Annotated in this window: 15 protein-coding genes; 8 read left to right on the top strand and 7 right to left on the bottom strand. The window is 71.3% G+C overall.

Annotated features, from left to right (window positions below; translation table 11 throughout):
• Positions 1-91: 91 nt before the first annotated feature.
• Complete coding sequence (locus KUM49_RS29390) at positions 92-916, bottom strand: helix-turn-helix transcriptional regulator (RefSeq protein WP_217239994.1); 825 nt, start codon at positions 914-916, stop codon at positions 92-94.
• 365 nt (positions 917-1,281) lie between these two features.
• On the opposite strand from KUM49_RS29390, the gene KUM49_RS29385 reads away from it, so the two are divergent.
• Positions 1,282-1,767, top strand: a complete 486-nt coding sequence (locus KUM49_RS29385) for an ATP-binding protein (protein ID WP_254401971.1) — start codon at positions 1,282-1,284, stop codon at positions 1,765-1,767.
• An 81-nt stretch (positions 1,768-1,848) separates the two neighbouring features.
• Here the strand turns inward: KUM49_RS29385 and KUM49_RS29380 are convergent, their stop codons facing one another.
• The 5 genes from KUM49_RS29380 to rpmG all read right to left on the bottom strand — a co-directional run bounded on the left by KUM49_RS29380 (position 1,849) and on the right by rpmG (position 4,276).
• Positions 1,849-2,118, bottom strand: coding sequence for a DUF397 domain-containing protein (locus KUM49_RS29380; RefSeq protein ID WP_217239991.1), 270 nt, complete (start codon positions 2,116-2,118; stop codon positions 1,849-1,851).
• 318 nt (positions 2,119-2,436) lie between these two features.
• Complete coding sequence (rpsR, locus tag KUM49_RS29375) at positions 2,437-2,673, bottom strand: 30S ribosomal protein S18 (RefSeq protein WP_217239990.1); 237 nt, start codon at positions 2,671-2,673, stop codon at positions 2,437-2,439.
• A gap of 7 nt (positions 2,674-2,680) precedes the next feature.
• Entirely contained in the window at positions 2,681-3,844 is a 1,164-nt protein-coding gene (locus tag KUM49_RS29370) for a GTP-binding protein (protein ID WP_308406785.1), read from the bottom strand.
• Positions 3,845-3,854: 10 nt separating this feature from the next.
• Positions 3,855-4,103, bottom strand: a complete 249-nt coding sequence (locus KUM49_RS29365; RefSeq protein ID WP_217239989.1) for a type B 50S ribosomal protein L31 — start codon at positions 4,101-4,103, stop codon at positions 3,855-3,857.
• 8 nt (positions 4,104-4,111) lie between these two features.
• Positions 4,112-4,276, bottom strand: coding sequence for a 50S ribosomal protein L33 (gene rpmG, locus KUM49_RS29360; RefSeq protein WP_006376523.1), 165 nt, complete (start codon positions 4,274-4,276; stop codon positions 4,112-4,114).
• A 62-nt stretch (positions 4,277-4,338) separates the two neighbouring features.
• Here rpmG and rpmB point away from each other — a divergent pair, with 62 nt between their 5' ends.
• The 4 genes from rpmB (at position 4,339) to KUM49_RS29340 (ending at position 6,129) form a co-directional block, all read left to right on the top strand.
• Positions 4,339-4,575, top strand: a complete 237-nt coding sequence (rpmB, locus tag KUM49_RS29355) for a 50S ribosomal protein L28 (RefSeq protein WP_030599719.1) — start codon at positions 4,339-4,341, stop codon at positions 4,573-4,575.
• Positions 4,575-4,880: a 30S ribosomal protein S14 gene (rpsN, locus tag KUM49_RS29350; protein ID WP_217239988.1), complete on the top strand. Its 306-nt coding sequence runs from the start codon at positions 4,575-4,577 to the stop codon at positions 4,878-4,880. The genes rpmB and rpsN overlap by 1 nt, the downstream gene beginning before the upstream one ends.
• Positions 4,881-4,964: 84 nt before the next feature.
• Complete coding sequence (locus tag KUM49_RS29345; protein ID WP_217239987.1) at positions 4,965-5,492, top strand: hypothetical protein; 528 nt, start codon at positions 4,965-4,967, stop codon at positions 5,490-5,492.
• A 97-nt stretch (positions 5,493-5,589) separates the two neighbouring features.
• On the top strand, positions 5,590-6,129 hold the full coding sequence (locus KUM49_RS29340; RefSeq protein ID WP_217239986.1) for a DUF4232 domain-containing protein: 540 nt from the start codon (positions 5,590-5,592) through the stop codon (positions 6,127-6,129).
• A 25-nt stretch (positions 6,130-6,154) separates the two neighbouring features.
• On the opposite strand, the gene KUM49_RS29335 is transcribed toward KUM49_RS29340, so the two are convergent.
• Positions 6,155-7,264 (bottom strand): DUF2786 domain-containing protein, encoded by a 1,110-nt coding sequence (locus KUM49_RS29335; RefSeq protein ID WP_217239985.1) that lies wholly within the window; start codon positions 7,262-7,264, stop codon positions 6,155-6,157.
• Between the two features lie 65 nt (positions 7,265-7,329).
• On the opposite strand from KUM49_RS29335, the gene KUM49_RS29330 reads away from it, so the two are divergent.
• The 3 genes from KUM49_RS29330 (at position 7,330) to KUM49_RS29320 (ending at position 10,519) form a co-directional block, all read left to right on the top strand.
• Entirely contained in the window at positions 7,330-7,962 is a 633-nt protein-coding gene (locus KUM49_RS29330) for a LysE family translocator (RefSeq protein ID WP_217239984.1), read from the top strand.
• Between the two features lie 48 nt (positions 7,963-8,010).
• Positions 8,011-8,745 carry a Clp protease N-terminal domain-containing protein gene (locus KUM49_RS29325; RefSeq protein ID WP_217239983.1) on the top strand — a complete coding sequence of 245 codons (735 nt, stop codon included), beginning with the start codon at positions 8,011-8,013 and terminating at the stop codon, positions 8,743-8,745.
• A gap of 88 nt (positions 8,746-8,833) precedes the next feature.
• Complete coding sequence (locus tag KUM49_RS29320) at positions 8,834-10,519, top strand: bifunctional 3'-5' exonuclease/DNA polymerase (RefSeq protein WP_217239982.1); 1,686 nt, start codon at positions 8,834-8,836, stop codon at positions 10,517-10,519.
• Positions 10,520-10,553 lie beyond the last annotated feature (34 nt).

Here is a 10,553-nt window from a genome sequence, read left to right as displayed (position 1 = left end):
GAACTGCAGTTACTCCTCGCGGTCTGGACCGGCGCCTGCCCCACCTGTCACCGCGACATGCCAGACCCCATACCGACCTGACCAAGCCCTACTAGGAGAGCTGGAGGAGACCTCGCAGGAGATCCCGGCTCTCGTCCGGGCCCGGACTGTCCTGCTGGAGTTCCTTCAGCGCCTTCTCGTACTGGGCGACGTCCTCGTGCTTGTCCAGGTACAGCGCGCTGGTGAGCTGCTCCAGGTACACGACGTCGGACAGGTCGGACTCCGGGAAGGAGAGGATCGTGAACGCGCCACTCTCGCCGGAGTGCCCGCCGAAGCTGAACGGCATTATCTGCAGCCGCACGTTGGGGCGTTCGGAGATCTCGATCAGGTGCTGGAACTGGCCACGCATCACCTCGCGGTCGCCGTACGGGCGGCGCAGGGCGGCCTCGTCCAGGACGATGTGGTACTCGGGGGCGGCGTCCTCCAGGAGGTACTTCTGCCGCTCCAGACGCAGCGCCACGCGCCGCTCGACGTCCTCCGCGCTCGCGCCCTTCATGCCGCGCCGGACGACCGCGCGCGCGTACGCCTCGGTCTGCAGCAGGCCGTGCACGAACTGGACTTCGTACGCGCGGATCAGGGACGCCGCGCCCTCCAGGCCGACGTAGGTGGGGAACCAGCTCGGCAGCACGTCCGAGTAACTGTGCCACCAGCCGGCGACGTTGGCCTCCTTGGCGAGGGAGAGCAGCGAGTTGCGTTCCGCCTCGTCCGTGATGCCGTACAGCGTCAGCAGGTCCTCCACGTCCCGTGTCTTGAAGCTCACCCGGCCCAGCTCCATCCGGCTGATCTTCGACTCGGAGGCGCGGATCGAGTACCCCGCGGCCTCACGCGTGATCCCGCGTGCCTCACGCAGTCGCCTGAGTTGCGAGCCGAGCAGCATCCGCCGCACCACCGATCCGGGCTCTCCCGCGCTCACGTTCGTCAGCCTCCCCAACCGTCTTCAGAGGCCGAAGTCTGCCACTAAAACACTCCGAGCAGTACTCGTCCGATTACAGAGATGGAAAGAAGTCACTTCATCCGCACAGGAGATGGACAGGTTCTGGGAAGGAGTCGGCAAGAAGACGGGGAGAAGATGGCGGAAAAATTGGCCAACAAGCGGTACGGGAGGGTCCAATTCGGTCACCTGCACGTGCATCTGCCCTTGCATCTGCTGTACGCATCCGAAACCATGGTCTCGCGCAACCGCTGCATCGCAACGACCGCGAACTCCCGGGAGTGCCTCGCATGGGGATGAATGGATCGACCATGCTCGAGCCGTTACGGCAGGGCCTTCCGCCGCTGGACCCCGCGGCCGTGTCCAGCGCCGCCTCCTGTGCTCTGCCCGCTCGCTACGAAGCGGTGCGCGAGGCACGGAAGTTCACTCGCAGAACGCTGGACGGGTGGGAGCTGGGCGAGCGCTTCGACGATGTCTGCCTGGTCGTCTCCGAACTGGTGACCAACGCGCTGCGGCACGCGCTGCCGGCCAACACCCCACGCGTATCGGAGCAGAGTCCGCCCGTGCGGCTGCACCTCATGCGGTGGACCGGGCGGCTGGTGTGCGCGGTGCGCGACCCCAGTCAGGAGAGTCCCATAGCCCGTGAGACCGACGACTTCTCGGCGGAGTCGGGCCGCGGACTGTTCCTCGTCGACTCCTTCAGTGACAGCTGGGGCTGGCACCCGCTGGCGGGCACGCTCGGCGGCAAGGTGGTCTGGGCCCTGTTCCGGCTGCCCCAGTCGCCGTCTCACGAGTGATACATCACGGCGTTTTCTGACGCCGGGTGTCTACGCGCGTTACGGGGTGCAACCAAGACATTACGGTCCGGCGCGGCCGCTTCAGCTCGCTATCAGGTGGTCGAACTCGCCGTCCTTGATGCCGAGCAGCATCGCCTCGATCTCGGCACGGGTGTAGACGAGCGCCGGGCCTTCGGGGAAGCGGGAGTTGCGTACGGCCACCTCTCCCCCCGGGAGGCGGGCGAACTCCACGCAGGAGCCCTGCGAGTTGCTGTGCCGGCTCTTCTGCCAGGCCACGCCGTCCAGTCGGGGGGCCGGCATGCCGTTGTACACGCCGGACGCGTCTTCAACGTCGTACACGTCGTGGTCCACAGGTCGCTCCCCGGTGGTGCACTGGCTGGTGAGGCCATTGATGCAGTGGTCAACTTGACCCGGATCATAGCCCTGTTCATGTGCAGACGCATGGGCGGATGCATCTGCAGATGCACGTGCACGCGGGGTGTTCCTGCGATTACAGCTCTGCGGACCTTCTCCCGATGCCGCGTGCGCCGATGCCTGCCTCGGACCGTGCGCCGAGGTATGCCTTAGGAAGAGACGCATCGAGCGGCATTCGTGTTCCATCGGCCGGGCATTGGCCGGAATGGGCCGCCGCCCGGCCGCGGATCGCAAAGCGGTGCCGGGAGGCAGCCGTCAGCGGCCGGAGTACGGCAAGAGTGCCATCTCCCGCGCGTTCTTGATCGCGCGGGCCAGCCGTCGCTGCTGCTGGGCGGTGACGCGGGTGACCCGGCGGCTGCGGATCTTGCCGCGGTCGGAGATGAACTTCCGCAGCAGATCGGTGTCCTTGTAGTCGATGTACGTGATGTCGGCCTGGTCGAGTGGATTCGGCCGGTTCTTGGCGGGCTTGCGCTCGGTCTTGCGGGGCGGCATGGCGGGGTCAGACCTCCAGGAAGGTGTCGAAGGCGGGCGGCAGGAGCCTCCAGGCGTCGCGCCCGGCGGCGTACTCGGCGTCGGTCAGCAGGCAGGACTCCAGCAGCGCCTCGAGTCCGTGGCGGTCGAGGCCCGGGGACGTGAAGACGAGGTGCTGGCAGCAGTCGCCGTGCTCGGGGTGCCAGTCCAGCGCGGCGGCGGCGCGGCGCACCGGCGGGACCATCTCCCAGGCAGCGTCCGGCAGGGACGCGAGCCAGGGGCCGGCGCTCTCCACGCACAGCGCCCCGCCGGCCGCGTCCCAGTGCAGCAGCGAGTCCGGCCGGTCGGCGAGCCAGAACCGGCCGCGGCTGCGGGCGGCGGCGCAGGTGATGTCCTCCAGGGCGTCGTACAGCCGCTCCGGATGGAAGGGGCGGCGCCGGTGCCAGACGAGGGTGGCGACACCGTGCGCGTCGGCCTCGGCCGGGAGCAGGGCGCACGCGGGGTGCTGGGCGGCCGCGGCGGCCTCCACGTCGAACCCGGCGAGCGCGGCGCGGGCGAGCTCCCCGTGAGCGCCCGCCGGGTCACCGTGGCCGAGTGCGACCTGACGGGCCGTCGGATGGAGCTGGGCCAGCAGCTCCCGGTCCTCGGCGTCGGCCTCCGCGGAGTCGGCGAGGGCGAGGACGGGGGCGTATTCCAGCTGCCGGGCGAACGTGTCGGCGACCGTCCGCTGGTCGGTGGCCGCGGCGGCGAGGCCACGCTCGGCCAGGTCGTCGCCATTGGCGAGGTACGGCAGGACGAGCGCCGGGTCGACGGCGGTGATCACGCCGGTGACGGTGAGCCCGCCGGACGCGACCACCTCGGCCATGGCCTTGGGCTCGACGGAGTCCCACAGCTCGACGACCGCGAGGCGCGTCAGGCCTGCCGCTGTGTTTTCGGCGAGTCGGCGCAGCTCCGGCACCAGGTCTTCCCGGAGCGCACAGCACGCACAGTCGTTGACGAGCGGCGCCTCGCCGGCGGACAGGATGCCGCTGGTGTCGCGGATGGTCCGTACGACCGTGCCGGCCGCGGCGGTGGCCAGGTCGTGGTGGAGTACGACGCTGCCGGGCACGTCGGCGAGCAGCTGCTCGACGGCCGCCTTGCGGGCGTCGGTGTGCAGCCCGCCGACGATCACGACGGGGAGCGCAGAGGTCACAGGCACCTTGCTAACCCTGCTTTCCGTACCGGCGTTCGAAGCGCTCGACGCGTCCGGCGGTGTCCAGGACACGGGCGGTGCCCGTGTAGAAGGGGTGGCTGACGTTCGAGATCTCGACGTCGACGACGGGGTAGGTGTTGCCGTCCTCCCACTCGACCGTCTTCTCGCTGGTCATCGTCGAGCGGGTGAGGAAGGCGTACTTCGCGGCCCGGTCGCGGAAGACGACGGGGCCGTACTGGGGGTGGATTCCGTTGCGCATGGCGGTGGTCAGCGCTCCTCTCGGAAGTCGACGTGGCGGCGGGCGACCGGGTCGTACTTGCGCAGGGTCATGCGGTCCGGGTCGTTGCGGCGGTTCTTGCGGGTCACGTAGGTGAAGCCGGTCCCGGCGGTGGACCGGAGCTTGACGACCGGGCGGAGTTCGTTGCGAGCCATGCTGATATCTTACTGAAAATGAATTCCATTTACATCTCCGCTTCGAGAGAGGTGCATCACCCGTGTCCGCCCACTGCATGCTGACCGGCGCCCAGCCCGGCTTCGGCAACCGCATCTCCCACTCCCACCGGCGCACCTCGCGGCGCTTCGACCCGAACATCCAGTCCAAGCGCTACTGGCTGCCGAGCGAGGGCCGGCACGTCCGGCTGCGGCTGAGCACCAAGGGGATCAAGACCGTCGACACGATCGGCGTCGAAGCGGCCGTGGCCCGGATCCGGGCACGAGGAGTGAGGGTCTGATGGCGAAGAAGAGCAAGATCGCGAGGAACGACCAGCGGCAGGAGATCGTCGCGCGGTACGCCGCGCGCCGGGCCGAGCTGAAGGAGATCATCCGGCGGCCGTCCTCGACGGAGGCGGAACGGCTCGACGCGCAGCGGGAGTTGCGCCGGCAGCCGCGGGACGCCAGCGCCACGCGGGTCCGCAACCGCGACCAGGTCGACGGACGCCCCCGCGGCTACTACCGCGCCTTCGGGCTGTCCCGGGTGGGTCTGCGTCAGCAGGCGCACGCCGGGTACCTGCCGGGCGTTCGCAAGTCCTCCTGGTAGGTCCGGTTACGCCCTGGTAGCTTGCTGCGGTCCGTCCGGCCGTCCCGGCCGGCGGGGCGAGCGGCCACAGCTTGGGAGCTTCCAGTGACTTCTGCGACCTTCTCGCGTGCGACGGCGCGGCGGTGGGTGCGGAGCGCGGCGGCGGCCGCGTCCCTGGCCGGTGTGCTCGCGCTGACCGCGTGCAGCGGTGACGGCGGCTCCGACGAGGACACCTCCGCCGGCCCCAGCACGTCCGCGAGCGCGAGCGCGGACACCGGCGGCACGAGCGGAGGCAGCGAGGGCGCCACGGCCCCGTCCGACGGCCTGGAGGGCAGCTGGCTCGCCACCACCGACGGCGACGCCGTGGTCCTGGTCGTCACCGGCGCCGAGGCCGGGCTCTTCGCCACCGGCGGTGTCGTGTGCAGCGGCACCGCCGGCAAGGAGTCGGGCGCGGAGACGATCCGCCTCACGTGCTCGGACGGCAGCAAGGACCGGGCCGAGGGGACGGTGGACTCCGTCGGCAAGTCGACGCTGGAGGTGACCTGGAAGAGCGGTCTCGGCAAGGAGACGTACACCAGGTCGGAGGGCGGACAGCTGCCGAGCGGCCTGCCGACGGCGAGCCTGGGGTCCTGACCGCCGCCGTCCGGAGGGGCGGGCGACCGTGCCACGGTTCTCATGCGTGATGATCCATGCACCGGACCATCGGCATCACACTTCCCAGAGGACTCTCATGCGCACCGCCCCGGCCCTCGCCGCCACCGCACTCGCCGCCGCCCTCCTCCTCACCGCCTGCAGCGACGACGGCGGCAGCGGCAGTGACGACGACACGAAGACCGCCCAGGGCGGAACCGCCTGCACGATCGACGAGGTGGCCGTCGAGGTCGGTCCCGCCAACGCCGCCCCCGCCGCCGGGGACAGCGGCAGCGTTCCCGTCACGATCACCAACAGCGGCGCCGAGTGCACCCTCGACGGCCTCCCCGCGGTCGACCTCTCCGCGGGTGACACCTCGGCGAAGGTCCCCGCGAACCCGGCCGCCGACGCCTCCCAGAAGCTGACCCTCGCGAAGGACCAGGCCCTGTCCTTCACCGTCACATACGTCCGGGGCGGGTCGGGCGGGGCGAAGACACTGGCCGCGAAGACGGGGAAGTTCAGCCTGCCCGGGACCACGGCCACGCACAGCTTCCCCTGGTCGTACGGCGATGTCGCGTTCAAGAGCGACGGGCGCGAGCTCGACGCCTCGGTGAGCGGGTTCCAGCAGGTCGGCGACTGACCTGGTCAGCAGGCGCGCGGCCGGCTCAGCCGAGCGGCCGGCGCGCCCGCACCTGCGCCCGGTCGGCCGCCTGCGAGCCCTCCGTCCAGCCCGCCTCGTCGTTGACGCCGCGCAGCCGGGTGGTGGTGGTCTCCGGGAACATCCGGTCGAGGCGGTCGGTGACCGCGACCTCGCGGGTGGCGAGGACCGGGAGCAGGTCGTCACTCACCTGCGTTTCGGCCGCCGCGGCCAGGCGGGTGCCGACGCGATGGGCGTAGGCCGCGAGGAAGGACTGCCGGAAGGTCTTGGTCCGCCTGCGGCCGCCCGCGCGCTGTGCCGCCTCCGCCTTCGCCATGGCGGACTGGGCCTGGACGAGCAGCGAGGTGTAGAGCAGTTCGGTCACCTCCAGGTCCGGTTCGAAGCCGACGACGGTGGAGAAGCCGAGGGGTTCGTTCCACACGGCCCGGCAGTGGTTGGCCGCGGCGACCGCGTCCAGCAGCACCGCCTTGGCCTGCTCGTACGGCGGCTCGACACCGATCCGGCAGGCGCCCGGCGCGTCGGCCGCGGGCGCCCCGGCAGCGAGCAGCGCCTCGTCCACGCTGTGCCGGGCCATCAGCTCCTGCGCCTTGGCGCTGAGCGCTTCGGCCTCCTCCGGGAAGCCGGTCGCCTCCGCCTTGGCGAGGAGGGCGCGGATACGGGTGAGCATGCGGGAGTCGGATGTGGGGTGGTGCCGGGCGGCGGGCTCCTCCAGGGGCTCGATGCCGGGCAGGCTCAGCAGGAGGCGGTACAGCTCCAGGACGGTGGTGGCGTAGGAGAAGCGGTCCGTGCGGGACGGCGCCTCGGTGGCCTCGGCGGCCAGTTCGTCGAGCTGCGCCCTCCAGCGGGGGCCGCGGGGGCGGTCGTACGACGCCTGGGAGCGGATCAGCGCGGACAGTACGCGCGCGTGCACGTCGTCCAGCTCGCGCCGCACGATCCGTACGACGTCGGCGGGCTGCCAGCCGCGCCGCCAGGCCGTCGCCACGAACTCCTGGCCCCGCCGGTCGAGTTCGGCGTCCGCCCCGGGGTCGGCCGCGAGGAGGGAGGCGCCGGTGTCGAGGGCGGAGTCGGTGTCGGCGTAGAGGGCGGCCTGGAAGGCGCGTTCGACTGTGCTGGTCACCGGGCGATCGTCTCACCCCCCGAAAATCGATCGCCGCCGTGCGTCCGGGCTTCGAGCATGGCCGCATGGTGGACATGTCTCTCTACGCGGCCTTCCTCGTCGCCGCCTTCGCGCTCTGCGTGACGCCCGGTCCCGACATGATGTTCATCGTGGCGATGGGCGGCCGGGGCGGACCCGCGGCCGGGGTGATGGCCGCGTTCGGCGTGGCCTGCGCCATGCTCGTGCACACGGTGGCCGCGGCGCTCGGTCTGTCGGCGCTCTTCCTGACGTTGCCGACGCTCTACCACGTGCTGCGCTGGGTGGGCGCGGCCTATCTGCTCTACCTGGCGGTGAAGGCTTTCCGGGACCGGTCGGTGCCGGGCGAGGAGGAGGTCGCCGCCGGGGCCGGTGCGGGGCTGCGGCGGGCCTTCTGGCAGGGCGCGGTGACCAATCTGCTCAACCCCAAGGTGATCCTCTTCAACGTGGCGTTCCTGCCGCAGTTCGTGGAGCCGTCGCTGGGGCACGTCCAGGGCCAGTTCCTGCTGCTCGGCTGCACGATCGCGGTGATGGGCTTCCTGTGGGACGGCTTCGTGGGCCTGCTCTCGGGACGACTGGCGTCGGCCTTGCGCCGCAGCGCGCGGCTGAACCGAGGGCTGAACGTCCTCTCCGGCACGGTCTTCGCGGGGCTGGCGGTCCGGCTCGTGGCGGCACCGAAATAGTGTCAACCTGACGTTGACACCACTCTCCTGTCAACCTACGGTTGACACATGACGACGAACCCCGGCATCACGTCATCCGTACGCCTCGACGACCTGATCGCGGCCATCAAGAAGGTCCACACGGACGCGCTCGACCAGCTCCAGGACGCGGTGATCGCCGCCGACCACCTCGGCGAGGTGGCCGACCACCTGATCGGCCACTTCGTGGACCAGGCCCGGCGCTCGGGCGCGTCCTGGACGGACATCGGCAAGAGCATGGGGGTGACCCGGCAGGCGGCTCAGAAGCGCTTCGTGCCCAAGGAGACGGCGGACCTCGATCCCAGCCAGGGCTTCGGCCGCTACACGCCACGCGCCCGCAACGCGGTGATGGCCGCCCACAACGAGGCCCTCGCGGCCCGCAACGCCGAGGGCCGCCCCGAGCACCTGGTCCTCGGCCTGCTCGCCGAACCGGAGGGCCTGGCCGCCAAGGCGATCACCGCGCAGGACGTCCTCCTGGACGCCGTACGCCAGGCCGCCACCGCCGCACTCCCGCCCGCGGCCGAGGAGGTCCCGGAACTCGTCCCCTACGGCTCCGACGCCAAGAAGGTCCTGGAGCTCACCTTCCGCGAGGCCCTCCGCCTCGGCCACAACTACATCGGCACCGAGCACATCCTGCTGGCCCTGCTGGAGTTCGAGAACGGCCGGGGCGTGCTGTCCGGCCTCGGCATCACCAAGGAGGCGGTGGAGGAGAACATCACCGCCGCGCTCGCCAACATCACGGCGAAGCTCGGCGAGCAGGACTGAGCAGGGTCGGACGGGGTGACTGAGCAGGGGCGGACGAGACCGAACAGGTCGGAGGCCGTTGTCAGACCCTGCTGCCACACTCGCAGTCATGACCGACCGGTGGGCTCTCGCACCGGCCGAGGACGGTGGCGTGGAGATCGCCCCCCTCGGCCCGGGCGGGCTGTTCGCCGGGCCGGTGCGACGGGCGGCGGACCCCGCCGAGGCGGTTCGGGGCCTGCCGGACGTCCCGCGCTGGGTGTGGCGGTCGACGGCCGAGACGTATCCGCGTCTGCTCGCCACGGGGGTGCGAGTGGAGCGGTGCTACGACGTCGAGGACGCCGAGACGCTGCTGCTCGGCCACGAGGGGCGCTCCGGCGAACCGCGCTCGGCGGCCGCCGCCCTGGCCCGGCTGCACGGCGGGCCGGTACCGCCGGATCCGCCGCAGCGGTCCGCCGAACCGGGCTCCCAGTCGCCCCTCTTCGAGCCGCAGTCCGTGCACCTGCCTCTCACGGACCTCGTCGAGGTGTACGCCGACCAGCAGCGCCGGCATGACGCCACCGCGCACCCGGACCGGATGCGGCTGCTGACGGCGGCCGAGTCGGCGGGGATGCTGGTGGCCGCCGAGATGAACCGGTCCGGACTGCCATGGAGCGCCGACGTGCACCGCCGGGTGCTGCACGAACTGCTCGGCGACCGGTACGCGGGCGGTGGTGAGCCCCGCCGCCTGGCCGAACTCGCCGACGAGGTGTCCGCCGCGTTCGGCCGCCGGGTCCGCCCCGACCTGCCCGCCGACGTCGTCAAGGCGTTCGCACAGGACGGCATCAAGCTGAAGTCGACCCGGCGCTGGGAGATCGAGACGGTCGACCATCCGGCCGTGAAACCGCTGATCGAGTACAAGAAGCTGTACCGCATCTGGGTCGCGCACGGCTGGTCCTGGCTGCAGGACTGGGTGCGCGAGGGCCGCTTCCGGCCCGAGTTCCAGGCGGGCGGGACGGTCACCGGCCGCTGGGTGACCAACGGCGGGGGCGCGCTCCAGATCCCGAAGGTCATCCGGCGGGCCGTGGTCGCCGACCCCGGCTGGCGGCTCGTCGTCGCCGACGCCGACCAGATGGAGCCACGCGTCCTCGCGGCGATCTCCCGCGACCCCGGTCTGATGGAGGTGGCCGGCCGGGAGAGCGACCTGTACCAGTCCGTCTCCGAACGCGCCTTCTCCGGCGACCGCGCCCAGGCCAAACTCGCCGTGCTCGGCGCGGTCTACGGCCAGACCTCCGGCGACGGCCTCAAGAACCTCGCCGCCCTCAGACGCCGCTTCCCGCGCGCGGTGGCCTACGTCGACGACGCCGCCCGCGCCGGCGAGGAGGGGCGGCTCGTACGCACCTGGCTCGGCCGCACCTGCCCACCCGCGGTCAGAACGGGCGACGACGCCTCCGAGGAGGCCGGCATCCCCCTCGCCGAGGACGAGTCCGAGGACCGGCAGTGGGTGCCCGGGTACGCCTCCAGCAACGCCCGCGCTCGCGGCCGGTTCGCCCGCAACTTCGTCGTCCAGGGCAGCGCCGCCGACTGGACGCTGCTGCTGCTCGCCGCACTGCGGCAGGCCTGCGCGGACATGGCGGCCGAGCTGGTCTTCTTCCAGCACGACGAGGTCATCGTGCACTGTCCCGAGGACGAGGCCGAGACGGTCGTGACGGCGATCCGAGAGGCATCGGACCTGGCAGGTCGGCTGACCTTCGGCGAAACGCCGGTGCGGTTTCCGTTCACCACGGCGGTGGTGGAGTGTTATGCGGACGCGAAGTGATCGGCGGGTATTGGTGGGGGCGGGTCCTGGCGGT

Origin of the sequence: Streptomyces sp. AC555_RSS877 (assembly GCF_019049245.1) — a bacterium.
In the GTDB taxonomy this organism is placed as follows: Bacteria; Actinomycetota; Actinomycetes; order Streptomycetales; family Streptomycetaceae; genus Streptomyces.
Note: the sequence above shows the minus strand (reverse complement) of the source record. Positions and strands in the feature narration are given on the sequence as shown.